Source organism: Paracoccus sp. (in: a-proteobacteria) (assembly GCF_046289755.1).
Classification (GTDB): domain Bacteria; phylum Pseudomonadota; class Alphaproteobacteria; order Rhodobacterales; family Rhodobacteraceae; genus Paracoccus.
In genome coordinates, this window is sequence record NZ_JBKBVD010000040.1 from 1 (window position 1) to 25,146 (window position 25,146).

General features: G+C 66.1%; 27 protein-coding genes and 1 tRNA gene. 13 read left to right on the forward strand and 15 right to left on the reverse strand.

What is annotated here, in order from left to right; all coding sequences use genetic code 11:
* From ACK41U_RS14090 to ACK41U_RS14105, 4 genes are all read right to left on the reverse strand, one after another.
* A partial coding sequence (locus ACK41U_RS14090; protein WP_409681426.1) for a 30S ribosomal protein S15 occupies window positions 1-102 on the reverse strand: 102 nt, incomplete at its 3' end.
* Window positions 103-235: 133 nt separating this feature from the next.
* Window positions 236-1,168 (reverse strand): calcium-binding protein, encoded by a 933-nt coding sequence (locus tag ACK41U_RS14095; RefSeq protein ID WP_409681362.1) that lies wholly within the window; start codon window positions 1,166-1,168, stop codon window positions 236-238.
* 193 nt (window positions 1,169-1,361) lie between these two features.
* The gene (gene ykgO / locus ACK41U_RS14100; protein ID WP_042245282.1) at window positions 1,362-1,487 is read right to left on the reverse strand and encodes a type B 50S ribosomal protein L36; all 126 of its coding nucleotides are present in this window, start codon (window positions 1,485-1,487) and stop codon (window positions 1,362-1,364) included.
* A gap of 82 nt (window positions 1,488-1,569) precedes the next feature.
* Window positions 1,570-1,644: transfer RNA gene (locus ACK41U_RS14105), tRNA-Val, on the reverse strand.
* Window positions 1,645-1,787: 143 nt separating this feature from the next.
* Here ACK41U_RS14105 and ACK41U_RS14110 point away from each other — a divergent pair.
* The 4 genes from ACK41U_RS14110 to ACK41U_RS14125 are packed head-to-tail and all read left to right on the forward strand — an operon-like array spanning window position 1,788 to window position 4,251.
* The gene (locus tag ACK41U_RS14110) at window positions 1,788-2,651 is read left to right on the forward strand and encodes an N-formylglutamate amidohydrolase (RefSeq protein ID WP_409681364.1); all 864 of its coding nucleotides are present in this window, start codon (window positions 1,788-1,790) and stop codon (window positions 2,649-2,651) included.
* 16 nt (window positions 2,652-2,667) lie between these two features.
* Window positions 2,668-3,555 (forward strand): SPFH domain-containing protein, encoded by an 888-nt coding sequence (locus ACK41U_RS14115; protein WP_409681365.1) that lies wholly within the window; start codon window positions 2,668-2,670, stop codon window positions 3,553-3,555.
* The gene (locus ACK41U_RS14120; RefSeq protein WP_409681367.1) at window positions 3,552-3,809 is read left to right on the forward strand and encodes a hypothetical protein; all 258 of its coding nucleotides are present in this window, start codon (window positions 3,552-3,554) and stop codon (window positions 3,807-3,809) included. The genes ACK41U_RS14115 and ACK41U_RS14120 overlap by 4 nt, the downstream gene beginning before the upstream one ends.
* A gap of 16 nt (window positions 3,810-3,825) precedes the next feature.
* Entirely contained in the window at window positions 3,826-4,251 is a 426-nt protein-coding gene (locus tag ACK41U_RS14125; RefSeq protein ID WP_409681369.1) for an NUDIX hydrolase, read from the forward strand.
* Here ACK41U_RS14125 and pyrF read toward each other — a convergent pair.
* Window positions 4,239-4,925, reverse strand: coding sequence for an orotidine-5'-phosphate decarboxylase (gene pyrF / locus ACK41U_RS14130; protein ID WP_409681370.1), 687 nt, complete (start codon window positions 4,923-4,925; stop codon window positions 4,239-4,241). The two genes, ACK41U_RS14125 and pyrF, sit on opposite strands and share 13 nt — an antisense overlap.
* Before the next feature lie 160 nt (window positions 4,926-5,085).
* Between pyrF and clpB the strand changes: the two genes are divergently transcribed.
* Entirely contained in the window at window positions 5,086-7,719 is a 2,634-nt protein-coding gene (clpB, locus tag ACK41U_RS14135; protein ID WP_409681372.1) for an ATP-dependent chaperone ClpB, read from the forward strand.
* A 71-nt stretch (window positions 7,720-7,790) separates the two neighbouring features.
* On the opposite strand, the gene ACK41U_RS14140 is transcribed toward clpB, so the two are convergent.
* Window positions 7,791-8,657, reverse strand: a complete 867-nt coding sequence (locus ACK41U_RS14140; RefSeq protein ID WP_409681374.1) for an omptin family outer membrane protease — start codon at window positions 8,655-8,657, stop codon at window positions 7,791-7,793.
* 192 nt (window positions 8,658-8,849) lie between these two features.
* Here ACK41U_RS14140 and ACK41U_RS14145 point away from each other — a divergent pair, with 192 nt between their 5' ends.
* The 3 genes from ACK41U_RS14145 (at window position 8,850) to msrA (ending at window position 10,834) form a co-directional block, all read left to right on the forward strand.
* Complete coding sequence (locus ACK41U_RS14145) at window positions 8,850-9,818, forward strand: NAD(P)H-dependent flavin oxidoreductase (RefSeq protein ID WP_409681376.1); 969 nt, start codon at window positions 8,850-8,852, stop codon at window positions 9,816-9,818.
* A gap of 67 nt (window positions 9,819-9,885) precedes the next feature.
* Window positions 9,886-10,335 carry a peptide-methionine (R)-S-oxide reductase MsrB gene (gene msrB / locus ACK41U_RS14150; protein WP_409681378.1) on the forward strand — a complete coding sequence of 150 codons (450 nt, stop codon included), beginning with the start codon at window positions 9,886-9,888 and terminating at the stop codon, window positions 10,333-10,335.
* Complete coding sequence (gene msrA, locus ACK41U_RS14155; protein WP_409681379.1) at window positions 10,328-10,834, forward strand: peptide-methionine (S)-S-oxide reductase MsrA; 507 nt, start codon at window positions 10,328-10,330, stop codon at window positions 10,832-10,834. Before msrB ends, msrA begins: the two co-directional genes overlap by 8 nt.
* A 94-nt stretch (window positions 10,835-10,928) precedes the next feature.
* Here the strand turns inward: msrA and ACK41U_RS14160 are convergent, their stop codons facing one another.
* Window positions 10,929-11,597, reverse strand: a complete 669-nt coding sequence (locus tag ACK41U_RS14160; RefSeq protein WP_409681381.1) for a hypothetical protein — start codon at window positions 11,595-11,597, stop codon at window positions 10,929-10,931.
* A gap of 322 nt (window positions 11,598-11,919) precedes the next feature.
* Here ACK41U_RS14160 and ACK41U_RS14165 point away from each other — a divergent pair, with 322 nt between their 5' ends.
* Entirely contained in the window at window positions 11,920-12,318 is a 399-nt protein-coding gene (locus tag ACK41U_RS14165) for a pore-forming ESAT-6 family protein (RefSeq protein WP_409681383.1), read from the forward strand.
* Window positions 12,319-12,380: 62 nt separating this feature from the next.
* On the opposite strand, the gene ACK41U_RS14170 is transcribed toward ACK41U_RS14165, so the two are convergent.
* The 7 genes from ACK41U_RS14170 to cls form a co-directional block, all read right to left on the reverse strand.
* On the reverse strand, window positions 12,381-13,589 hold the full coding sequence (locus ACK41U_RS14170; RefSeq protein WP_409681385.1) for an AI-2E family transporter: 1,209 nt from the start codon (window positions 13,587-13,589) through the stop codon (window positions 12,381-12,383).
* Between the two features lie 171 nt (window positions 13,590-13,760).
* Window positions 13,761-14,987: a saccharopine dehydrogenase family protein gene (locus tag ACK41U_RS14175; RefSeq protein ID WP_409681387.1), complete on the reverse strand. Its 1,227-nt coding sequence runs from the start codon at window positions 14,985-14,987 to the stop codon at window positions 13,761-13,763.
* Window positions 14,988-15,021: 34 nt separating this feature from the next.
* The gene (nspC, locus tag ACK41U_RS14180) at window positions 15,022-16,116 is read right to left on the reverse strand and encodes a carboxynorspermidine decarboxylase (protein ID WP_409681428.1); all 1,095 of its coding nucleotides are present in this window, start codon (window positions 16,114-16,116) and stop codon (window positions 15,022-15,024) included.
* A gap of 122 nt (window positions 16,117-16,238) precedes the next feature.
* The gene (locus ACK41U_RS14185) at window positions 16,239-16,634 is read right to left on the reverse strand and encodes a hypothetical protein (RefSeq protein ID WP_409681389.1); all 396 of its coding nucleotides are present in this window, start codon (window positions 16,632-16,634) and stop codon (window positions 16,239-16,241) included.
* Between the two features lie 11 nt (window positions 16,635-16,645).
* Complete coding sequence (locus tag ACK41U_RS14190; RefSeq protein WP_409681391.1) at window positions 16,646-17,431, reverse strand: DUF6478 family protein; 786 nt, start codon at window positions 17,429-17,431, stop codon at window positions 16,646-16,648.
* A gap of 198 nt (window positions 17,432-17,629) precedes the next feature.
* A complete protein-coding gene (locus ACK41U_RS14195) occupies window positions 17,630-17,959 on the reverse strand; it encodes a 4a-hydroxytetrahydrobiopterin dehydratase (RefSeq protein ID WP_409681393.1) in 330 nt (109 codons plus the stop codon).
* A 58-nt stretch (window positions 17,960-18,017) separates the two neighbouring features.
* Window positions 18,018-19,445 carry a cardiolipin synthase gene (gene cls / locus ACK41U_RS14200; RefSeq protein WP_409681395.1) on the reverse strand — a complete coding sequence of 476 codons (1,428 nt, stop codon included), beginning with the start codon at window positions 19,443-19,445 and terminating at the stop codon, window positions 18,018-18,020.
* 88 nt (window positions 19,446-19,533) lie between these two features.
* On the opposite strand from cls, the gene accD reads away from it, so the two are divergent.
* Window positions 19,534-20,469 (forward strand): acetyl-CoA carboxylase, carboxyltransferase subunit beta, encoded by a 936-nt coding sequence (gene accD / locus ACK41U_RS14205; protein ID WP_409681397.1) that lies wholly within the window; start codon window positions 19,534-19,536, stop codon window positions 20,467-20,469.
* A 56-nt stretch (window positions 20,470-20,525) separates the two neighbouring features.
* Window positions 20,526-21,794: a bifunctional folylpolyglutamate synthase/dihydrofolate synthase gene (locus ACK41U_RS14210; RefSeq protein WP_409681399.1), complete on the forward strand. Its 1,269-nt coding sequence runs from the start codon at window positions 20,526-20,528 to the stop codon at window positions 21,792-21,794.
* Between the two features lie 34 nt (window positions 21,795-21,828).
* Here the strand turns inward: ACK41U_RS14210 and ACK41U_RS14215 are convergent, their stop codons facing one another.
* Window positions 21,829-23,712, reverse strand: coding sequence for an acyl-CoA synthetase (locus ACK41U_RS14215; protein ID WP_409681401.1), 1,884 nt, complete (start codon window positions 23,710-23,712; stop codon window positions 21,829-21,831).
* A gap of 291 nt (window positions 23,713-24,003) precedes the next feature.
* Between ACK41U_RS14215 and ACK41U_RS14220 the strand changes: the two genes are divergently transcribed.
* Complete coding sequence (locus ACK41U_RS14220) at window positions 24,004-24,540, forward strand: CAP domain-containing protein (protein ID WP_409681403.1); 537 nt, start codon at window positions 24,004-24,006, stop codon at window positions 24,538-24,540.
* Between the two features lie 89 nt (window positions 24,541-24,629).
* Window positions 24,630-25,127, forward strand: a complete 498-nt coding sequence (locus ACK41U_RS14225; RefSeq protein ID WP_409681405.1) for a CAP domain-containing protein — start codon at window positions 24,630-24,632, stop codon at window positions 25,125-25,127.
* The last annotated feature ends 19 nt before the right edge of the window (window positions 25,128-25,146 follow it).

The following is a 25,146-nucleotide window of genomic DNA, read 5'->3' on the forward strand; positions in this document are numbered from 1 at the left end:
CGAGGACAGGATTGCGACCTGCACTTCGGGGCTGCCGGTATCGCCTTCCTTGGTCCCGAATTCCTTGATGACACGGGCTTTTTCTTCAACAGTGATCGACATCGGGCACTCCTTTCGGATGGGGGGTTAAGGCGCAGGCCGGGATGTCGTCCAGCACAGGCCAGTCACACCGCCGACCGGATTCGCCCGGCGGATGCGCGCGTCTAGACGAAATGCGCCGCAAAGGAAAGCCCTGTCAGGCATTCACCGGCACGATCCGTACATCCTCGACCCGCAGCCCGCCATGGTCCAGCAGCCGCCCGACCGTCTGGCCGTTCACCTCCAGCAGCCAGGTGCCGTCCTCATCCTCGCGCAGGCCAATCTCTGCGGATGCGGCAACATCCTGCGGCAGATGCAGATGAATTTCGTCCCCGGCGGCGTCGAAATCCGCAATCGTCGGAAATCCTTCGGAAATCTGGCGCAGGACAAAGGTATCCTCACCCGCATTCCCCGAGGCGAAATCATTGGCCCCCGGCATCAGCGTGTCGTTCCCCTCGCCACCATTCATCCAGACGGTTTCGGGGCCGTCATGCCCGATCAGCACATCATTGCCGCGCCCGCCATCCAGATCGTCAGAGCCCGCCGTCGAGACCAGCACATCGTCGCCGTCATGGCCCGACATCCAGTCATTGCCGGACCCGCCGAACAAGGTGTCATTGCCCTCGCCGCCCAGCAGCGTGTCATCACCCTCGTCGCCATAGATCAGGTCGTCGCCGCCCTGCCCGGCCAGCAGATCGTTGCCCGGCCCGCCATGGATGACGTCATCGCCGCCCGGCCCATAAGCCGCATCGCCCTGCACACTGTCATTGCCCGGACCCGCATGGATCGTGTCATCGCCCAGACCGCCGCGCAGGTCATCGTCGCCATCGCCGCCCCGGATCACATCATTGCCGGGCGTTCCCATCAGGATGTCGTCGCCCTCCGTCCCGGTGATTTGCGCCGGAGGTTCGGGTTCAGCATCGGGCTGATCGGGGTCAGGCATGACGCGGGGCGGCGACGGCTCGTCCGTTTGCTCGTCCGGTGATTCGTCTGACGGGTCGTCATCATTCTCCTGATTCGGCGTCAACGTGCCCAGATCAAGCGCCAGACCCGCAAAGAGCAGACCGACCAGACCACCAATCATCCACATCGCAAAACCTTCCGCCGAGACACCACTGAACCGAAACCGATGCGGGCATCATACCTCAGCCCGCGCGCCCGGCGAGTCAGAAACTTAATAAAGCCTTAACGTCTGCTGGGTTGCGGGCATGAAAAAACCCGCCATAACAGCGGGTTTTCCTGTTTTCTGCGATCATCCGGGAAAGCCCCGGAAGCGCCGCCGATCAGCCCTGACGGGCTTTGAAACGGCGGTTGGTCTTGTTGATCACATAAATGCGGCCCTTGCGGCGCACGACCTGGCAGTCGCGGTGCCGGCTCTTGAGCGAGCGGAGCGAGTTGCGAACCTTCATCGGTCTTCTCCATCGTCGCGGCGCTGCGCTGCCGCCAGGAAAACGAAATGCCCCCGACGAACGGCCGGGGGCGGCGAAAAAATGGTGGGCGGTACTGGGATCGAACCAGTGGCCACTACGATGTCAACGTAGTGCTCTACCGCTGAGCTAACCGCCCGTCCTTGGAAAGTCCCTCGCCTGCGGCCAGGAACCCCTTGGTTCGCGTGTCTATACAGACGGCTTTCGGGGTATTCAAGACCTATCGGCAAGATGTTTTTCCGGTCTATAAACAATTTATGCCCGGCTGCCGAGGTCTGCCCTTTGTCACAGGCTGAACTGCCCTTTCTGGTGAAACGCCCTGCACATTGGCAGGCCGGGGTGATCTTTGCATCACCGCATTCGGGCTGCGACTATCCTGACTGGTTTCTGGCCGGAACCCGCCTGCCGATCCCGATTCTGCGCTCATCCGAGGATGCCTTTGTCGACCGGATGATCGCCTGCGCGCCCGATTTCGGCGCCGTTGCGCTGTCGGCGCGGGTGCCGCGCTGCATCGTCGATCTGAACCGGGGCGCGGATGAGATCGACCCGCTGGTCGTGCGCGGCGTGCCGCGCCACCCGCTGAACCAGCGCACGCTGGCCGGGCTGGGGGTGATTCCGCGCGTCGTCTCGCAGGGCCGGGCGATCCATGACCGCCCCATCGACCGGGCCGAGGCCGAGCGCCGGATCGATTCCTGCTGGCGCCCCTATCATCAGGCCCTGTCGGCGCTGATCGCCGAGGCGCGGGCGCGATTCGGACGGGCGATCCTGATCGACATGCACTCGATGCCCCATGACGCGCTGACACATCTGCACGGCCCGCGCCCCGACATGGTGCTGGGCAACCGCCACGGGCTGTCGGCGGCAGCCCGTATTTCGGACGCGGTCTGCGCCGCCATCGAGGCCGAAAACTGGAAGATCCGCCGGAATTCGCCGTTTTCGGGGGCTTATATCTGTTCGGCCTATGGGCGGCCGGGGCAGAATGTTCACGTGCTGCAACTGGAAATTAACCGCTCGCTGTATATGGATGAGGCGACGATCACGCCGCGCCCGGATTTCGACCTCTTCGCCGCCCGCATGGCGCGGGTGATCCGCAAACTGGCGGTGCTGGGGCGGGGGGAAAACGACGAGCCAATCGCGGCGGAGTGACCGGATGGACGGACCGATGGATGACCTGACCGCGCTGCTGGCGCAGAACATTGCCCTGATCGTGCTGGCGGTGGTGATCTTCCTCGCCGTCAGCTCGGCGGTGCGGATCGTGCCGCAATCGCAGAAATTCGTGGTCGAGCGGTTCGGCAGGCTGCGGTCGGTTCTGGGGCCGGGGATCAATTTCATCGTGCCGTTTCTGGACCGCGTCGCCCACAGAATCAGCGTGCTGGAGCGTCAGCTGCCGACCAGCCGTCAGGATGCCATCACCGCCGACAACGTGCTGGTGCAGGTCGAGACCAGCGTGTTCTACCGGATTATCGAGCCGGAAAAGACCGTCTATCGCATCCGCGACATCGACCCGGCCATCGCCACGACCGTCGCGGGCATCGTGCGTTCGGAAATCGGCACGATGGAGCTGGATCAGGTTCAGTCCAACCGCGCGCCTCTGATCGAACGGATCCGCGAATCGCTGGCCAATGTGGTCGATGACTGGGGGATCGAGGTCACGCGGGCCGAGATTCTCGACGTCAATCTGGACGATGCGACGCGGGCGGCGATGCTGCAGCAGCTGAACGCCGAACGCGCGCGCCGGGCACTGGTCACCGAGGCCGAGGGCAAGCGCCGCGCGGTCGAACTGGCCGCCGATGGCGAATTATACGCCGCCGAACAGATCGCCAAGGCCAAGCGGATCATGGCCGATGCCGAGGCCTATGCGACCCATGCCATCGCGCAGGCCATTGCCAGCGGCGGGCTGGAGGCGGCGCAGTATCAGCTGGCCCTGCGGCAGGTCGAGGCGCTGTCGCAGGTCGCGCAGGGCGAAGGCAAGCAGACCGTGATCCTGCCCGCCGCAGCACTGGAGTCGTTCCGCGACGCCTTTGGCCTGCTGAAGGGGCGCAGCGCATGAGCGCGCTGAACGGCTGGCTGTGGCTGATCGCGGCGCTGGAACTGCTGGCGCCGGGTTGGGTGTTCATGGGGCTTGCGGGCGCGGTGGGCGTGATGGCGGTGCTGATCCTGTCGGGCGCCTGGTCGGGCGGGCTGCCGATGGCACTGGTGGTGACGGCGCTGCTGTCTGCGGTGATCTGGTTCGCGCTGCGGCGTCTGGCCGGACCACGTGGCGCCGGGGGCGTCAGGATCTGGGATCGCGACATCAACGACTAGGCCGCGGGATGGGTATTTGACCGACCAGGACATGACCTTCTGCGGCGCCAAGCTGATGCTGACCCATGCCGGTCGGTTGCTGGTCTATCTGCGCGATGACCGGGCGGACCTGCCCTTTCCGGCCTATTGGGATCTGCCCGGTGGCGGGCGCGAGGGGGATGAGACCCCCGTGGACTGCGCGCGGCGCGAGCTGTTCGAGGAATTCGGGCTGGACCTGCCCGCCGCGCGGCTGCGGGGGCGGGCCTTTCCGTCGTTCTCCATGCCCGGAACCGGGTCATGGCTGTTTGCGGGCAGGCTGGAGGCCGCCGAGATCGCGGCGATCCGCTTTGGCGATGAGGGGCAGGAATGGTGCCTGATGCCGCTGGACGACTATCTGGCCCATCCCCGCGCGGTCCCGCATTTCTGCCGCTGGATCAGGGCGATGCCGGATCAGACCGCCTGAATCTCGGACAGGATCGCCTGTGCGGCGGCGCGGGGATCGGCGGCCTGCCAGACCGGGCGCCCGACGACGATGTGATCGGCGCCCGCCGTCAGGGCGGCGGCGGGAGTCTCGATCCGCTTCTGATCGCCCGCAGCCGCGCCTGTGGGGCGCACGCCCGGCGTCACGATCAGCCCGGCCCCCGGCAGCGCCCGGATCGCCGCCGCCTCGCGCGGGGAACAGATGATGCCGTCGGCCCCGGCCTCGAAGGCACGGGCGGCGCGTTCGACCGTCAGGTCATGCAGATCGCCCGCCCGGATCATCCCCGCATCCAGATCGGCCCGGTCCAGCGAGGTGAGGATGGTCACGCCCAGGATTTTCAGGCCGCTGCCCGCCGCGCCTTCCTTGGCGGCGCGCACGACATGGGGATCGCCATGCACGGTCAGGAAATCCAGATCGAACTGCGCCAGACCGCGCACCGCGGCCTCGACCGTGGCGCCGATGTCAAAGAGCTTCATGTCCAGAAAGATGCGCTTGCCGTGATCGTCCTTCAGCTCGCGCGCAAGGGCCAGCCCGCCGCCGGTCAGCATGCCCAGCCCGATCTTGTAAAAGCCGACGCTGTCGCCCAGCTTTTCGGCCAAAGCCAGCCCGTCCAGCGCATTCGGCACGTCCAGCGCCACGATCAGCCGGTCATCCATCCTCGTCACCCCTGTCTGTGAAATCGGCGCGTTATGGCACATGCGAAAGGCGCTTGAAAGCCGCGCGCGTGCCCCCCAAATCAATACCATCAGACCCGGAGGTGGGGCGTGCCGCAACAGGGCGCCCCGGAGACGGGGGCTTAGTCAAAGGAGTATCCCGATGAACATGGACAAGTTCACGGAACGGTCGCGCGGCTTCATCCAGGCCGCCCAGACCATCGCAATCCGCGAAAATCAGCAGCGTGTCGTGCCCGAGCATCTGCTCAAGGCGCTGATGGATGACGATCAGGGGCTGGCCAGCAACCTTATCACCCGCGCGGGCGGGGATGCTGCGGGCGTGCGCGAGGCGGTCGATCTGGCGGTGTCCAAGCTGCCGCGCGTGACCGGCGGCGGCGGGCAGGTCTATGTCGATCCGACCCTCGTGCGGGTTCTCGACGAGGCCGAGCAGATCGCGAAAAAGGCCGGTGACAGCTTTGTGCCCGCCGAGCGGATGCTGATGGCGCTGGCCATGGTCAACACCAATGCCCGCGACGCGCTGACGGCGGGGTCGGTCAATGCGCAGGCGCTGAATGCCGCGATCAACGACATCCGCAAGGGCCGCACCGCCGACAGCGCAAGCGCCGAGGACAGCTATGAGGCGCTGGAGAAATACGCCCGAGACCTGACGCAGGCGGCGCGCGACGGCAAGATCGACCCGATCATCGGCCGCGACGAGGAAATCCGCCGCACCATGCAGGTGCTGTCGCGGCGCACCAAGAACAACCCGGTGCTGATCGGCGAGCCCGGCGTGGGCAAGACCGCCATCGCCGAAGGGCTGGCGCTGCGCATCATCAACGGCGACGTGCCCGAAAGCTTGCGCGACAAGCGGCTGATGGCGCTGGACATGGGCGCGCTGATCGCAGGCGCCAAGTATCGCGGCGATTTCGAGGAACGGCTGAAGGCGATCCTGTCCGAGATCGAGACCGCCGCAGGCGAAATCGTGCTGTTCATCGACGAGTTGCACACGCTTGTCGGCGCCGGGAAATCCGAGGGCGCGATGGACGCCGCCAACCTGATCAAGCCCGCGCTGGCACGGGGCGAACTGCATTGCGTCGGCGCCACCACGCTGGACGAATACCGCAAGTATATCGAGAAGGACGCGGCCCTTGCCCGCCGCTTTCAGCCGGTGCTGGTCGAGGAACCGACCGTCGAGGACACGATCAGCATCCTGCGCGGCATCAAGGAAAAATATGAACTGCACCACGGCGTGCGCATCAGTGATGCCGCGCTGGTGGCGGCGGCGACCCTGTCGCACCGCTATATCACCGACCGCTTTCTGCCCGACAAGGCCATCGACCTGATGGACGAGGCGGCCAGCCGTCTGCGGATGGAGGTCGACAGCAAGCCCGAAGAGCTGGACCAGCTGGACCGCCAGATCCTGCAATTGCAGATCGAGGCCGAGGCGCTGAAGAAAGAAGACGACAGCGCCAGCCGCGACCGGCTGGAGCGGCTGGAAAAGGATCTGTCCGAGATCCAGCAGCGCAGCGCCGAGATGACCGCCCGCTGGCAGGCCGAGCGCGACAAGCTGCAGGGCTCGCGCGATCTGAAGGAACAGCTGGACCGGGCGCGGGCCGAGCTGGATCAGGCCAAGCGCGAGGGCAATCTGGCCCGCGCGGGCGAGCTGTCCTATGGCATCATTCCGGGGCTGGAAAAATCGCTGGCCGAGGCCGAGACCGGCGATGGGCTGATGGTCGAAGAGGCCGTCCGCCCCGAGCAGATCGCCGAGGTGGTCGAGCGCTGGACCGGCATCCCCACCGCCAAGATGCTGGAAGGCGAGCGTGACAAGCTGCTGAAGATGGAAGAGCAGATCGGCAAACGCGTGATCGGGCAGCTGGAGGCCGTCACGGCCGTCAGCAACGCGGTGCGCCGCGCGCGGGCGGGGCTGAATGACGAGAACCGGCCGCTTGGGTCGTTTCTGTTCCTTGGCCCCACCGGCGTCGGCAAGACCGAGCTGACCAAGGCGCTGGCCGAATACATGTTCAACGATGACAGCGCGATGGTCCGCATCGACATGTCCGAATTCATGGAGAAACATTCCGTGGCGCGGCTGATCGGCGCGCCTCCGGGCTATGTCGGTTACGACGAGGGCGGCGTGCTGACCGAGGCCGTGCGGCGGCGCCCCTATCAGGTGATCCTGTTCGATGAGGTCGAAAAGGCGCACCCGGATGTGTTCAACGTGCTGCTGCAGGTGCTGGATGACGGGGTGCTGACCGACGGCCAGGGCCGGACGGTGGATTTCAAGCAGACGCTGATCATCCTGACCTCGAATCTGGGCTCGCAGGCGCTGTCGCATCTGCCCGAAGAGGCCGATGCCTCGGACGCGCGCCATCAGGTGATGGAGGCGGTGCGCGGCCATTTCCGGCCCGAATTCCTGAACCGGCTGGACGAGATCATCATCTTCCGCCGCCTGTCGCGCACCAATATGGACGGGATCGTCAAGGTTCAGCTGGCGCGGCTGGAAAAACGTCTGGCGGGCCGCAAGATCGCGCTGGATCTGGACGATGGCGCGCGGATGTGGCTGGCCGATCAGGGCTATGATCCGGTCTTTGGCGCCCGTCCGCTGAAACGCGTGATCCAGCGGGCGCTGCAGGACCCGCTGGCGGAACTGCTGCTGTCGGGCGAGGTGCTGGACGGTTCGACGGTCAAGGTGACGGCGGGGCCCGATGGCCTGCTGGTGGCCGACCGCGTGGGGCGCGCGGGCGACAGGCTCAGCGCGGTCGGCGAAGGTCCGCGCCCGGACGTGCCGATCCACTGACGGCACCACAGACGCCAGACTGCAAAAGGCCCCGGAGCGATCCGGGGCCTTTCCTCACCCTTGCGGGCCGGTCAGAAACTGTAGCTGAGGCTGACCGCCACGGTGGCGGTGGACAGTTCGCCCGCGACGCCGTCGCGGTCAGTCTGATAAAAACGGCCATCGCGGATGTCAGAGACGCGGGCATCACCCGTCCGCTCGAAGAACCGCTGCCAGCTTGCCTCGATGCCAAGCGACAGGTCCTCGCGGATCGCATAGGTGCCCGACAGCCCGACATTCACATAGGGCTGCGCGCTGATCTTGTGGTCAAAGCGCAGGTCGCGTTGCCAGTGCAGATCGACCTCGCGCGGCTGGATGCTGACACCTGCGCGCAACAGGCCCGCGAACTGCCACGCACCCGCCTGATGGCGCGCCTCGGCCCCGGCATAGATGGCCTTGTGACGCTGCTTGTAGTCAATCGAGCGCGCCGAATCGGACTGCTCAAAGACGGTGTCGCGGAAGCCATCCTCGGAATAGACAAAGCTGCCGCCGCGCGCACGCCACGAAGCTTCGGTATATTTCAGGCCGCCATGTACGGCGATCTGCGTCTGACCAAAAGCGGCCACCTGACGGCCGAGGGTGACATCCAGATCCAGATAGCGGTGCAGATCGGTTGCAGGATGGATCGAGCGATGCGTCCAGTCGTCAGGGCCGGTGCCGGGATTAAAGGGCGCGATCCAGTCATAGTCGACCATATGGCCGCTGTTGCCGACCGCCGAGACCAGCTTGCCGCCCAGCACCCAGCCTTGCGGCAGTTCGTGGGTCAGGGCGATCTGCGCGGTGGGCACGCGCGATTTCCAGATCAGGCGGCTCAGCCGGTCGCCGTCGTCATAGACCAGCTCATCGCCGGTGATCCGGGTGTATCCCAGACCGAATTGCAAGGATGTGGCCGGCTCTGCCACGGCAGGGCTCCCGAGCAGCAGGGCCAGGGCGGCTGCAACAAACGGACGTATCATTGTGAACTCCTGACGAAAATATTCAACTGTGCGAGACACCTAGCTTGCAATTCCCGCAAGATTTGGCAACGCCGCTGCGTCACGGCTTGCCGCGACGGTGGCAGATTGGCAACGTGGCGCCATATCAGGGAGAACCACATGCTGCCACCGATCCTGCAGACCCTTCGCATTCCGGTCGTCGCCTCGCCCATGTTCATTGTCTCGGGGCCGGAACTTGTCATCGCGCAGTGCAAGGCGGGCATCGTCGGCAGCTTTCCGGCGCTGAACGCGCGCGAGAAAGACGGCGAGCCTGCGCTGCTGGAGGCGTGGCTGACCCGCATCACCGAGGAGCTGGACCGCCACAATCAGGCCAATCCCGACCGCCCCGCCGCCCCCTTTGCCGTCAACCAGATCGTGCATCGCAGCAATGCCCGGCTGGAACGCGACATCGAGATCTGCCACCGCCACAAGGTGCCGATCTGGATCACCTCGCTTGGCGCGCGCATCGAGGTCAATCAGGCCGCCCATGACTGCGGCGGCATCGCGCTGCATGATGTGATCAACAATAGCTTTGCGAAAAAGGCCGTCGAGAAGGGCGCCGACGGGCTGATCGCGGTGGCCGCAGGCGCGGGTGGCCATGCCGGGCCGCAATCGCCCTTTGCCCTGATCCAGGAAATCCGCGACTGGTTCGACGGCCCGCTGCTGCTGTCGGGCGCGATCGCCACCGGCCGCGCGGTGCTGGCGGCACAGGTGATGGGCGCGGATCTGGCCTATATCGGCAGCCCCTTCATCGCCACGACCGAGGCCAATGCCGATGCCGCCTACAAGCAGATGATCGTGGACAGCGGCGCGATGGACATTGTCACCTCGTCGCTGTTCACGGGCGTCTCGGGGAATTATCTGGCCCCCTCGATCCGCAATGCCGGGCTGGACCCGGACAATCTGGGGCAGGCCGATGCCAGCGCGATGAATTTCGGGCAGGGCGGCGCCAAGGCCAAGGCCTGGAGCCAGATCTGGGGCGCCGGTCAGGGCATCGGCGCCGTTCATGCGGTGCAATCCGCAGCCGCGCGGATCGATCAGCTTGCGGCGGAATACCACGCCGCCCGCGAGGCGGTTTCGCGCCTGTGACCTTTGCGGATGGGCTGTTCGCTTCCCATATGAGACAGCGGACGCCATCCCATCTGCGGAGGACAACTTGGCCTATCAGAAATCTCAGGATGCGATCGACCGGCTGACGCCGGAACAGTATCGCGTGACACAGGAAAACGGCACAGAACGACCGTTCACCGGCGAATATGACCACCATTTCGAGGCCGGCCTTTATGTCGATGTCGTCTCGGGCGAGCCGCTGTTCGTCTCGGCCCAGAAATTCGACAGCGGCTGCGGCTGGCCCGCCTTTGCCCGCCCGATCAGCGATCATGTGACCGAACATCACGACCAGTCCCACGGCATGACCCGGATCGAGGTGCGCTCGAAATTCGGTGACAGCCATCTGGGCCATGTCTTCCCCGACGGCCCGCGCGAGATGGGGGGGCTGCGCTATTGCATCAACTCGGCCTCGCTGCGCTTTGTGCCGCGCGACCGGATGGAGGCCGAGGGCTATGGCGACTGGCTGGATCAGATCGAGGAGCAGAGCCATGACTGAGCGCGCAATTCTGGCGGGGGGCTGCTTCTGGGGCATGCAGGATCTGATCCGGCGGATGCCGGGCGTGGTCTCGACCCGCGTGGGCTATACCGGCGGCGACGTGTCCCATGCGACCTATCGCAATCACGGCACGCATGCCGAGGGGATCGAGGTGGTCTTTGACCCCGAGATGATCACCTATCGCCGTCTGCTGGAGTTCTTTTTCCAGATCCACGATCCGTCCACACCGAACCGGCAAGGCAATGACATCGGCCTCAGCTATCGTTCGGCGATCTACTATCTGGACGAGGATCAGCGGCGGGTGGCGCTGGACACGATTGCCGATGTGAACGCGTCGGGTATCTGGCCCGGCCCTGTCGTCACCGAAGTCGCGCCCGCCCGCGATTTCTGGGAGGCCGAGCCCGAGCATCAGGATTATCTGGAGCGGTTCCCGAACGGCTATACCTGCCATTTCCCGCGTCCGGGCTGGGTGTTGCCCAGGCGCGCGGCGGCAGAATAGCCGGGTCGGTCCACGCAGGGGAATCATGAGCGATTACACATGAAAGAGGCCGGGCAATCTGCCCGGCCTCTGACAATTCAACGGTCGTGGCGCATCAGTTCTGCGCTTCGCCGTCCGTTTCAGCACCGGATTCCGCGTCGCCGTCGGCTCCGGCATCTTCGGCCACACCGTCATCGCCGTCAGTCGAACCGTCTTCCGTGGACCCGTCGGTGCCACCTGCCTCGTCAGGCGTCGCCTCATCCGGCATGACGGTCCCGACCGTACCATTCAGGGCAGCATTGTCAGTTTCCGTGTCACCGATGCCGGGCTCGCCGGTAGTTGCTGCGGGCGGGGTGGGCGCTTCGCCCTGAACCGCCCCGTCGATCACGACAAAGTCGCTTTCGCTCGGCCCGACCGGAACACCATCAACCGAGATCAGACGCCCGGTCGCGGTGCTGTAGATCAACTCGATCGGCTGGCCGTCGCGCTCGGCCAGCACGGTCAGAACCGTGCCGTCGCGTGCGATCATCACCGACGTATAACCTTGCGATTCCAGTGACGAGACGATCACCTCGTCATTCGCCGTCTGTGCCAGCACCTCGTATCCGGTGTCGGGGGTGGTGGCGACCGGCGCCTGACCTTCGATCGCGGCCTGCGGGACGGTCACATTCGTGCCGTCGGGCGTTTCGACTGACACCTGCGCATAGGCCGCAGTTCCCAGCAGCATGGCAAGAGCCGCAGCCTTGCCGGCGATCAGCGTAGATTTCATCGTACCTGTCAGCATGACATGTCTCCAGTTGCGTGATGCATTGAACGAACAACGCTTCTGGCACGGCGCGGGTTCATTCTGCCCCATTTTGCGCGCGCGACGGGTCACCCGACGGGGCATGATGTCACCCGGAATTGCGCGAATGTGAGCGGGCCGGACCGCCCCATCCGCGCCGCAGGCCGGAACCCGCCGATAGCGGTCATCGGGAAAACGCTGATCGGGCGGGGACCTGCCGCTTTTTCCGGTTTGCCCGACGGGGTCGGGCAATCCCTGCATTCAGCGGCTAGCTAGGGGTCAGCGCCACTTGGTGCATGAATGACGAAACAGGAGAATTCACATGATCCGCCACATCGCATTGGTTCTGGGTGTCAGCATGGCCGCTCCGGCAGCTTTCGCCCAAACGGCAGAGGCGCCCGAAGGCGCGGCGGTCGACAGCGCGGCGACCTACGAGGCCGCGCGCAACCAGCTTGGCATCCTGAAATACTGTCAGGAACAAGGGTTTTCCGGGGGTGAAGCTGTCGAGGCGCAGGCCCGGCTTGTCGGCATGATCCCCGAAGGCGACGCCGCCGCAGGTGACAGCGCAGAGCAGCGCGGCACCGAGGGCGTCATCTCGATCGGCGACACCCAGATCCCGCTGGCCGAAGCTGTCGAGGGTCAAGGCAGCACGGTCGAAACCACCTGCCGCGAAATCGAGACCGCGGTGAACGAAGTCGCCGCTTCGCTGCCGCAGGGCTGAGAACTGCACGGTCCTCGATACCTGAGACAAACGGGCCGCCCCACAAGGGCGGCCCGTTCCTGTCATCGCACCTCGTCGGAGCGCGGGGGGATAGGGTCATCCGGGGTCAGCAGGCCTCTTGTTGCCACCCCGGCGGCCTGCCGGTCTTCGGCGGCCGCGCCGGTCTCGACCAGATCGCGGGCCTCTTCCTCATTCTCATCTTCCAGCGCGGGCGGGTCTTCGCCGGCCAGGAAATTGCCGAACCGCTCCCATCCCGGCACATGGTCGGCCAGCACGCGCATGACCACCAGCACCGGCACCGCGATGACCATGCCGATCACCGACCACAGCCACGCCCACAGCGCCACGGCCAGAAACACCACCACCGTATTCATCTGCAACCGGCGCGAGACGAAATAGGGGGTGATGATCTGCCCCTCCAGCGAGGTCAGCCCCAGATAGGTCAGCCCGACCATCAGCGGCCAGAACAGGTCCGGCATCACGATCAGCGCCACGAGGGTCGAGATGACCACCCCGGTGATCGCCCCCAGATAGGGGACAAAGTTCAGAACAAAGGCCCCCAGCCCGAACAGCAGCGGCGCAGGCATGCCCCATGCCCACATCGCCATGCCCACGGCAAAGCCCAGCCCCGCATTGATGATCGTGATCGCGCCCAGGTAATTGCCAAGCGATTCCTCGATGGCGCGCAGGGCCAGATAGGCCGCACGCTTGTCGCGCATCCGGTCAAAGCTCTGCACGATCTTGAGATACAGCAGGTCGCCCGACGCGATCATGAAGAACAGCAGCACCAGCGTCAGCATGGTCTGCGCCAGCAGCAGTGGCGTCATCTTGGCCATCGCGCCAAGTGTCGTTTCACCGCCCTCCTGCTCGACCCGGATCGACGGGGCCGCAGACGCGTCCGTATCGGTCTGCTGCGCCTCGTCGATGCGTCGGGCGACATCGCGCAGGTCGCCCAGACTGTCGCGCACATTCTCGAATTTCTGCTCAAGCTGGGCGCTGATCAGCGGCATGTTGTTCATCGCGCGCGTCAGCGGACCGCTGGCGGCATAGGCGATCACGCCGACCAGCATCAGAATGCCAAGCGTGATGCCAAGCGCGGTCAGCCCGTCCGGCACGCCGCGCCGCTCGGCCAGCCGCCGCAGCGGCGTGAACACGAAGAACAGCAGGATCGCCATGGTGACCGGCATCAGGAAATCCCGCGCCGCCGCCACCGCAGAAAACGCCAGAATCAGAAAGATGCCGATGACGGCCCAATTGGCAAAGCGCAACATGGACTGGCCCTCAGGCTCGTCCTTGCGCGGAAGCGGGTGTCCCCCCGGTCGTGACATTCTGGCCCCCCGATGTCGCGGGGCGCGCGCCTGCGCCGCGTCGCGATCACGCTGGAACGCATCGCGGGGGCCGGTTGTTCCGGCCCCCGCGAAAAGCATGCATTTATTAAGTGTTCAGATCGCGCGATCGCCCGAAGCGTCGATGACGCGGGTGGGCAGACCCATCTCGCCCAGCAGCTCAAGGAAGGGCCTTGCGGGCAGATCCTCGACATTGGCCATCTTCTTCACGTCCCACGGCCCGCGCGCGATCAGGATCGCCGCCGCAACCGGAGGCACGCCCGCCGTAAAGCTGATGCCCTGGCTGCCGACCTCTTCATAGGCGTCCTTGTGATCGGCGACGTTATAGATGAACACCTCGCCCGGCTTGCCGTCGCGGGTGCCTTTGACCAGATCGCCGATGCAGGTCTTGCCCTCGTAATCCGGCGCAAGGCTGGCCGGGTCCGGCAGCACGGCCTTGACCAGCTTCAGCGGCACGACCTCGACCCCTTCGGCGGTGGTGACGGGCTGTTCCGACAGCAGGCCCAGCTTTTGCAGCACGGTGAACACGTTGATGTAATGCTCGCCAAAGCCCATCCAGAAGCGGACATCCGCATCCGGATAGCGGGCGGCAAGGCTGTGCACCTCGTCATGGCCCGACAGATAGGCGGTGCGCTTGCCGACGACGGGCAGATCCCATTCGCGGCCCACCTCGAACATGCGGTTCTCTGTCCAGTCGCCGTTCTGCCAGCTGTAGACCGTGCCGGTGAATTCGCGGAAATTGATCTCGGGGTCGAAATTCGTGGCGAACCAGCGGCCATGGCTGCCCGCGTTGATGTCCACGATGTCGATGCTGTCGATCTTGTCGAAATACTCGTCCTCGGCCAGACGGGCATAAGCGTTCACGACGCCCGGATCGAACCCTGCGCCCAGAACGGCGGTGATGCCGGCGCTCGCCACATCCTCGCGGCGCTTCCATTCATAGTTGCCATACCACGGCGGCGTCTCGCAGACCTTGGCCGGGTCTTCGTGGATCGCCGTGTCGATATAGGCGGCGCCTGCGCGGATGCAGCCCTCAAGCACCGTCATGTTGATAAAGGCCGTGCCCACATTGATGACGATGGCCGCGTCGATCTGACGGATCAGGTCTGCGACCGCGTCCGGGTCCATCCCGTCCAGCGCGTGGCTGGCAAAGGGCATCTGGTGGCCCTTGTCGCGCAGACTGTCGATGATCGTATCGGCCTTGGCCTGCGTGCGGCTGGCGATATGCAGATCGCCGAATTCAGCCGCCCATTGCGCGACCTTGTGGGCGGTGACCTGAGCGACGCCACCGGCACCGATAATGAGCACGTTTTTCTTCGCCAATTCTGTCTCCTTCAGGTGGCAGAGGTTGGAGCCTTCAGGAAAGGCTGGCCTTGTAATCGTCGTAACCGAAGCTGCGGACGGTGCGGATCGTTCCGTCCTCTTCGCGATGGGCAATGGCGGGCATGGCCACGCCGTTGAACCAGTTTTTCTTGACCATGGTATAGCCCGCCGCATCCGCGATGCTGACCCGGTCGCCGATGGCCAAGGGTTGCGCAAACCGCGCCTCGCCAAAAATGTCGCCCGCAAGGCAGGTCTTGCCCGCGATCTGATAGGCGTGATCGCCCTGCTGCGGCAGCTTGGCATCCTCGCGATAGATCAGCAGGTCCAGCATATGCGCCTCGGTGCTGCTGTCCACGATCGCCACCTGCTTGCCAGTGTCGATAATGTCCAGCACGCTGACCTCCAGCGTCGTGGTGCCGGTGATGCTGGCCTCGCCCGGTTCCAGAAACGCCTGCACGCCGAACTTGTCCTGAAACGCCTTGAGCCGGTCGGCCAGCCGGTCCAGCGGATAGCCCTCGCCGGTGAAATGGATGCCGCCGCCCAGGCTGACCCAATCGAGCCGCTTGAGGAAGCCGCCGAATTCGGTCTCGATCCGGGTCAGTTGCCGGTCGAACAGGTCGAAATCGCCATTCTCGCAATTGTAATGGATCATCACGCCGTTGATGCGGTCCAGCGCCTGCTCCAGCCGGTTCAGATCGGCCTCGCCCAGCCGCGAAAACGGCCGCGCCGGGTCGGCCAGATCAAAGCCGCTGGTCGAAAAGCGCGGGTTCAGGCGCAACCCGGTGGCGATGCCCTGCGCGCGGTCCGCGAAGCGGTCCAGCTGCGACAGGCTGTTGAAAATGATCTTGTCGGCATAGCCCACCGCCTCGTCGATCTCGTGATCGGCCCAGGCCACGGAATAGGCATGCGTTTCGCGGCCGAATTCCTCGTGGCCCAGACGCAGCTCGTACAGCGACGACGAGGTCGTGCCGTCCATATATTCGCGCATCAGGTCAAAGACCGACCATGTCGCAAAGCACTTCAGCGCCAGCAGCGCCTTGGCGCCCGAGGCTTCGCGCAGCCACGCGACCTTTTCCATATTGGCGCGCAACAGGGCCTTGTCGATCAGATAATAGGGTGTCTGCGGCAGGGTCATGGGCATACCTTATAGGGTCGGATCATCGGGCCATCGGCGCGAACAGCCGATATAGAGACCGGGGCCGCTTTTCGCAAGAAACCATGACAGGCGGGTGACGTCACCCTTCGCGGCGGTCAGCCCTGCCTCTGTGCAGCCCCCATACGGCGCAGCTCGCGCTTGACCAGTTCCAGCTCGGCGCGCAGCGCGGCCAGTTCGGCCAGCAGATCCTCGTCCAGCGGACGCCCCGCCATCAGCGGCAGCCGCGCGACCGTCTCACCTCCGCCCGCCAGCGCCGGTGAACCTTCGGGGCCGCTGTCGGTTGTCAGCACCAGCGTCTGAACCCCGTCCGACAGCACATCGGCAGGCAGGTTGACCTCGACCTGCCACGCCTGATCGCCGTCGGGCGTCAGCCGCGCCTCGGCCACCATCACACCCTGATATGTCAGCAGCAGACGGCCCGGCTGCCAGTTGCCGCGCAGGCGCCCGCGCCACAGACCACCCTTCAGCCCCGCATTTTCGAAATGTGGCATTGCCTTGCTCCTTACATCTGGGCGCGCGGATAGCGCGACAGAACGATGTCGCGCATCGCCACGGCGTTCATCGCGGGGGCTTCGAGGATGACATCGACCCACGCCTTGTCCACACGGCGCGCCGACAGGTCGGCATAGCCCAGATCGAACTCGACCGCGCGGCGACAGTCCCGCTGGTCCAGATCGTCGCCCAGCTTGCGCAGGATCGTTTCGGTGTTCGGCCCCTGCTGGATGTTCAGGCGGGCATAGGCGGCAATCGGGCGTTCGGCATCAAACACCGTATCGACGCGGATCACATGCTGCCCGCCCAGCCCGTCAAGCGGCTGTTCGGGCAGGCCGAGCGAATAGGACAGATAGCTGCCCTCGAACCCCATCACCTCCAGCGCAAGGCTGTATTCGGCCAGATCGGTCGCGCGCCGGTTGCGCCGCTGCCGCAGCATCAGCGCGCGTCGCGGGCAGTCGTGAAACAGCGCCACCTCGGGCGACAGCCACTCGCCGCTGGCCGGCGCGACCAGCGAACTGATCGCATTGCGCCCCTGCAGGATCTGCGGACGCCAGCGCCAGTCGGTGCCCGCAGGCAGCACCATCCGCGACAGCGAGCCGCGCGCGCCCACCGCCATCGCCTCCGAGCTTTGCAAAAGCGTGCTCAGCACCTGCTGAAGATCACGCGCCTCGTCGCGCGTGTCGTCGCTGACGGGGCGACCGGACCGGCGCGCGGCCCCAAGGATGGATTGCCAGTGCCGCGCCGACCGCGCCCTGACACGTCGCGACAACCAGTTCTGTTCCAGACGCGCCATCGCCAGAGAACCCCACTCGTAAATTGCACACAAAAAGCAGCGACGCCCCGCAAGCGCCTGTCAACCTTGCCGGCGGCGATCCGCCATGACCCCAATCCGTTGCAGCACGTCACTGACTGGATAGAACGGCAGGCCCGCCCCGGCAAGTGCCCGGCCACCGCCTTGCCCGCCTGTGCCCGCCTGTACGCGTCCCGCGCGTCAGGCGACCAGCGCATCCAGCCGGGAGGCGCAGATAAAGTCATTCACGGTCAGCCCGCCCGCATCATGCGTGGTAAATGTCACCGTGCAATAGCCCCAGCCAAAGGCGATGTCGGGGTGGTGGCCCTGCTTGTTGCCCAGCCAGGCCGCCAGGTTGGCCATCTCGACCGCCCTGGCAAAGCCCTTGAACTCGAACCGGCGGGTCAGCCTGTCGCTGGCGCCGGACAGCTGCCAGCCTGTCAGTTGCGCCATCATGGCCCGGATCTCATCGGGCCCGCAGGGGGGCGCTTTGCCCTGACAGGTCCGTTGTGACAGATCGCCTGTGGTCATGGGGTGGTCTCCTTGGGTTGCGGGACGGGGCGGATCGCCCGATGCCGGGCGGACAGGATCACAGCAAGGGCGAGGCCAGCGCCAGCAGGTTGTTGCGCAGACGCCGCAGCCTGCTCCAGCCACGGACCTCATCCAGCGTGATCTGGCGGGCGCGGGCGACATAGCTGGCCTGCCGGTCATCCAGCACGGCCACGAAATCGGGATCAAAGACGCTCATGTTGACCTCGTAATTCAGCTCAAAGCTGCGGCGGTCCAGATTGGCGCTGCCGATCATCGCCATGCGGCCATCGACGGTCATGATCTTGGAATGCAGCAGCCCCTCCTCGAACAGCATCAGCCGCACCCCGGCGGCCAGCAACCCGTAATAGAACCCCTGGCTGGTCGCGCCGACGATCAGGCTGTCGTTGCGGGCGGGCAGGATCATCGTCACCCGCACCCCGCGCCGGGCGGCGGCCTGAATGGCGGCATCCAGCGCGGCGTCAGGCACGTAATAGGGCGTGGTGATGACCACATTGTCGCGCGCGGCATGCAGCATCCCCGCCAGACAGTCCGAGACGCTGCCCGCGCGCAGATCCGGCCCGGTCGCCACCACCTGCGCGATCTTGCCGGGCGCGGCCACCGGCGCGACGGGTTGCAGCATATGGCCCAGATCGCGGCCCGTATAGCTCATCCAGTCACCCAGAAAGACCGCCTGCAACTGCCGCACCACCGGCCCCTCGACCGACAGCAGGATATCGACCCAGGGGGCGTAGCGCGCCTTGACGGCAAAGGCCATGTCGGCGCAGTTGCGGCTGCCGGTAAAGGCCAGCGCATTGTCGATCACCACGATCTTGCGGTGATTGCGCAGATCCAGCCGCTGAAACAGCATGCTGACAAAGGGCAGCCCCAGCGGAAAGGCCGTGACGCATTCGGCGCCCGCCCGGCCCATCCGCTCCCACAGATCCGACCGCACCAGCGACCGCGACCCCAGCGCATCGACGATCACCCGGCATTCGACGCCGCGCGCCTCGGCCCGGATCAGCGCCTCGGCGATCCTGGTGCCGCTGGCATCGGGCAGCCAGATATAGAACAGCACATGGACATGGTCGCGGGCGGCGTCGATCGCCTCGACCAGCCGGTCGATGGCACCGTCCGATTCCTCCAGCAACCGCAGCCGGTTGCCGCTCAGCGCCGCCATGCCGCCCACGGCCTCGTTCGCGGCCACGACCGGGCGCGCGAATTCGGGCGGATCGCTCAGCACGGCGGGGCTGGGACGGCGCAACCCGGTCAGCCGGTCGCGCGCATCGGTCATGCGCTGGACATCGGCCTGCCGCATCCGGACCTCACCAAACAGCAGATAGGCCACGATGCCCATCAGCGGCACGGCCTCGATCACCATGATCCAGGCCAGCCGCACCGAGGGCTCGACCCGTGGGCGCAGCAGCACGCGGGCCACGATGACCAGCGAAACCGAGGTATGCATCAGGAAAAAAACGGTCGCCCACATGGCGCGCATCATCCCCGCCCGTCCCGGTAATTGCAATTCCCCGCCCACCGGCCTAATTGGGGGGCTGAAACAGCCAAGGCCATTCGCGATGAACTGGATCACGAACTACGTCCGCCCGCGCATCAACTCCCTGTTCTCGCGGCGCGAAGTGCCCGAGAATCTGTGGACCAAATGCCCCGAATGCGGGACGATGCTGTTCCACCGCGAGCTCAGCGACAACCTGAACGTCTGCACCAGCTGCGATCACCACATGGCGATCACCCCGCGCGACCGCTTTGCCGCGCTGTTCGACAGCGGTGCCTTCGTCGAGGTGAAGGTGCCCGACCCCATCGCCGACCCGCTGCATTTCCGCGACCAGAAGAAATATCCCGACCGGATGAAGGCGGCGCAGAAATCCACCGGCGAAAAAGAGGCGATGCTGGTGGCCGAGGGTGAGATCGGCCGCACCCCCCTGATCGCGGTGGGGCAGGATTTCAGCTTCATGGGCGGCTCGATGGGCATGTATGTCGGCAATGCGATCATCGCCGCCGCCGAACGCGCCATCGAAACCGGCAAGCCCCTCGTCCTCTTCTCCGCCGCAGGCGGCGCCCGCATGCAGGAGGGCATCCTGTCGCTGATGCAGATGCCCCGCACCACCGTCGCGGTCGAGATGCTGCGCGAGGCGGGCATCCCCTATATCGTCGTGCTGACCCACCCGACCACGGGCGGCGTCACCGCCAGCTATGCCATGCTGGGCGACATCCACATCGCCGAACCCAATGCGCTGATCTGCTTTGCCGGCCCCCGCGTCATCGAACAGACCATCCGCGAAAAACTGCCCGAGGGCTTCCAGCGCGCCGAATACCTGCTGGAACACGGCATGCTGGACCGCGTCACCCATCGCGGCAAGCTGCGCGACGAACTCATCTCGATCCTGCGCATGCTGGGCCACCTGCCCGCCCCCACCCGCGCCGACCTGCCCGCGCCCGACCCCACCCCCGACGCAATCCCGGCCCCGCCCCCCGAACCGGCCAAAGCCGGCTAGGCTTCTTCTTCACGCAAATATCCCGGGGGTCCGGGGGCTGGCCCCCGGCGATCGACATGATCACATCCGACGCTGTTCTGGCACGCCTGATGGCGCTGCACCCCAAGGTGATCGACCTGTCGCTGGACCGGATGCAGCGGCTGCTGGCAGCACTTGGCCATCCCGAACGCGCCCTCCCGCCGGTGATCCATATCGCGGGCACCAATGGCAAGGGCAGCACCCAGGCGATGATCCGCGCGGGCCTCGAATCCGGCGGCGCCCGCGTCCATGCCTATACCTCGCCGCATCTGGCGCAGTTCAACGAACGCATCCGGCTGGCGGGCCAGCTCATCTCCGAATCAGACCTCGCCGCCACGCTGGCGGACTGCGAGGCGGCCAATGACGGCCAGCCCATCACATTCTTCGAGATCACCACCGCCGCCGCCTTCCTGGCTTTTTCGCGCATCCCCGCCGATTACACCCTGCTGGAGGTCGGCCTCGGCGGGCGGCTCGACGCGACCAATGTGATCGACGACCCGCGCCTGACGGTCATCACTCCGGTCAGCATCGACCACCAGCAATATCTGGGCGACACCCTGCCCCTGATCGCGGCCGAAAAGGCGGGCATCATCAAACCCCGCGTGCCGGTCATCATCGCCCCCCAGCCCGACGCGGCCCTGCGCGTGATCGAGGCCCGCGCCCAGGGGCTGACCGCCCCCATCATCGCCCATGGCCAGCACTGGATGATCCAGCCCGAGCGTGACGGCATGGTGTTTCAGGACGATCACGGCCTCTGGGATCTGCCACGGCCCAATCTGGCCGGTCCGCATCAGATCCAGAACGCGGGCACAGCACTTGCCGCCCTGCGCGCGCTTGGCGCCACAGACGCGCAGGCGCTGGCCGCTGTCACCCGCGCCGAATGGCCCGCCCGGATGCAGCGCCTGACGCGCGGCCCGCTGACCGATCTGGCCCCGCAGGCCGAGCTGTGGCTGGATGGCGGCCACAACCCGGCAGGCGGCGAGGCGCTGGCCGCGACGCTGGCCGCCATGCCGCAGCGGCCCACGCATCTGGTCTGCGGCATGCTGAACACCAAGGATGTCGCGGGCTATCTGCGCCCGCTGGCCCGCCATGCCGCCAGCCTGACCGCGATCGAGATCCCGGGCGAGGCCAACACCCTGCCCGCCGACCAGACCGCCGCTGCGGCCCGTTCGGTCGGCATCGAGACAACCACCGCCCCTGATGCGGGCGCAGCCATCGCCGCCATCATCGCCCGGACCCCGCGCGCCCGCATCCTGATCTGCGGTTCGCTCTATCTGGCCGGGCGCATCCTGCGCGAGAACGGCTGAGCGGCGCGGGCCAGACAGGCCCCCGCCGCAAGCATCACTCCCAGTCCCAGGGCGTCGTGAACTGCCCCAGCCGCGTGCGGATCTCGGCCTCATCGGCACCGGGCTGGCGCGCGAGATAAGCGACCAGCCCACGCTTCTTGTCCTCGCGCACGGCGCTGACATGGGCGCCGGTGCCCGCCAGAACCTCGTCATAGACCCGCGTGATCGCCCGCCTGCGCAGATCCGGCTTGAAGATCTTGCCCACCGCCGTCTTGGGCAGCTCGTCCAGAATCTCGATATGCTTGGGCACCGCCGCGCGCTCGTGGATGTGGTCCTTCGCATGGGCCATCAGCTCTTCGACCGTGACCTCAGCCTCGCCGACCAGCTCCACATAGACGCAGGGCAATTCGCCCGCGAAACTGTCGGGCTGCCCGATGGCACCCGCGAACGAGACCGCAGGATGGGCCAGCATCCCCTCTTCGATCTCGGCGGGGTCAAGGTTGTGGCCGCCCCGGATAATCAGATCCTTGGCCCGCCCGGTGATCCACAGATAGCCATCCGCGTCGATCCGGCCCAGATCGCCGGTGCGCAGATAGATGTCCTCGGCGAACAGCTTATGGTTCTTGTCCGCCTCGGTATAGGTCGAGCCGGGGAAGACGCCGGGATTGGCCACGCAGATCTCGCCCACCTCATCCACGCTGCATTCATGCACCTGCCCGGTATCGGAATGGGTCAGGATGCGGACATGGCAATAGGGCAGCGGCACCCCGACCGAGCCCACCTTCTTGACCCCGTCCACCGGGTTGCAGCTGACCAGACAGGTCGCCTCGGTCAGCCCGTAGCCCTCGGCGATCTCGACCCCGGTGGCGGCCTTGAAGCGGTTATACAGCTCGACCGGCAGCGGCGCCGAGCCGGAAATCGCGGTCTTGAGGCTGCTGACATCGGCATTGACCGGGCGCTGCATCAGGGCGGCGATGGCGGTCGGCACGGTGATCAGGAAGGTCGCGTGCCAGCGCTCGATCAGCGTCCAGAAATTGTCGAACACGCCGTCGCCCCGGTATCCGGCGGGCGTCGGCATGACCACATGCGCGCCCGAGGCGATGCAGGACATCAGCACCGGATAGGCCGCAAAGACGTGAAACATCGGCAGCGGGCACATCAGCACGTCGGTCTCATCGAACAGCAGGGTGCCGCCCAACCAGCCGTTATAGATCATGCCCGAATATTTGTGCTGCGCGACCTTGGGCGTGCCGGTGGTGCCGCCGGTGTGGAAATAGGCGGCCACGCGGTCCTGCTTGGGATCGTCAAAGTCCAGCTGGGTATGACTGCGGGCGCTGGACGCGGCCTCGAAATCCAGCACCTTGGCATGGTGTTTCGTGGCCACCTTGGGCCGGATCAGCGGCACGATATAGCGCTTGAGCCCGCGCAGATGGCGGTTCAGGTCGATCTCGACCACATGGGTCACGCCGGGGCACTGGGCCACGGCCTCGGCGGCCTTCTGCGCCACATCGGTCTTGGGGAAGGCCTTCAGCGTCACCAGCACCTTGGCACGGGTCTCGCGCAGGATGCCCGCGATCTGGGTGGCGTCCAGAAGCGGGTTGATCGGGTTCACGATCCCCGCCGTGGCGCCCGCCAGCAGCACGACCGGGGTCTCGATGCTGTTGGGCAGCAGATAGGCCACGGTATCGTCCGGCCCCACGCCAAGGCTGCGGAACAGATTGGCGGTCTCGGTCACGCGGGCGCGCAGATCGGCCCATGTCAGCGTGGTCGCCGGGTCGCGCGGCCCGGACAGCAGCTGAAACGAGATCGCGGGCCGGTCCGGGAACCGCACAGCCGTGCGCGACAGGAAGTCATAGATCGTCACCGGCAGGTCGCGCGCCTCGTAGGTGCATTCCTGCTCGATCCGGTCCCGATCCTCATATGTGCTGAACTTGCCCATGTATTCCTCCCTCTCCCCTCCTTGTGCGGCGGGTCGGACCCGCGCCTGCCTCAGACAATGCGCCGATGCGGGAAAACTGGGCAAGTCCCCCCGACCCGGCCCTGCGCCAGAACGCCGCGTCACCTCGGAACGGCGACGCGACGTCGCACTGGCCCGATCATCGTTGACGCCTGCAATATGCAACTATAGGCAGAATTCAGCTATTGGATACGCTCGGAAACTGTTTCTCAATTGTTCTGCGGTACATCGGTTCCACGCCTCAACGCTTCAATCGTATTACGGCAAGGACGCATGATCAAAGTTTTCAGTTCCACCAGCCTCGTGCTGATGGCGGCGGTTTTGTCCGCCTGCGCCACCTCCACAACAACCAGCAAGGGCGTTGATCCCTACGCCGTCCAGGTGGCCGAGGCGGGCGCGGCGACCTGCCCCGCGACCTCGCAGGCCGACAACGCGACCGGTGCCGCCGCCACGAACACGCTGCGGCAGCAGGCCGGGCTGCGTCCGGTCCAGTCCAGCATGACGCTGGCGCAGGTCGCGGCACGCCACGCCTGCGACATGGCCGAGCGGGGGCGAATGACCCATATCGGCAGCACCACCAGCGGCCCGGGCGACCGGCTGCGCGCGGTGGGCTACCGCCCCTCGATCTCGGCCGAGAATATTGCGGCGGGTCCGTACTCGCTGAACCGGGTGCTGGCCGAATGGAACGCCTCGGCGGGCCACCGCTCCAACATCATGCTGCCGCAGATGCGCGACTATGGTGTCGGTCAGGCAATCGGCGCGGACGGGCGCACCCGCTATTGGGCGGCAGTCTACGCCGCGCCGCGCTAGTTTCCGCGCAGGAACAGCGGCGCGGCTTGACCCGCCCCGGCACCGGACCGCTTATGGTTGTGTGATGCAATCAAAAGGCGAGGTGTCGGATGCGTATTCCCGCTTGGACCATTCTGATCGTCGGCGCGGCTTTCGCCGCCCCCTTGCCGGGTCCGTCCGGCCCGGGCGCCGTACAGGCCGCCGTCGCCTGTTCCGCCCCGACCGGGGCCGAGATCGCGACGATCTCTGACAACATCAACCATCAGCGGCAGGGCAATGGTCTGTCGCCTGTCCGTCTCCACCCCGCGCTGGCACAGGCGGCGGCGCAGCAGGCCTGCGACATGGCGCAGCGCGGCCGGATGTCTCATGCAGGCCGGGGCGGCGTGGGCGCACGCGTGCGGGCCGCCGGATACAGCGCCTCGGTCACAGCCGAGAATATCGCCGCCGGGCAGATGGATGCGCGGGCCGCGATCAGCGCGTGGATCCGGTCCCCGGCGCATCGGGCCAATATCCTGAACCGAAGGGTCCGCGACATCGGCGTGGCGCAGGCGGTCGGCGCCGATGGCCGCACGCGCTACTGGTCGCTGGTTCTGGCCGCGCCGCGCTAGGGCCCCGCCCCTCAGCGCC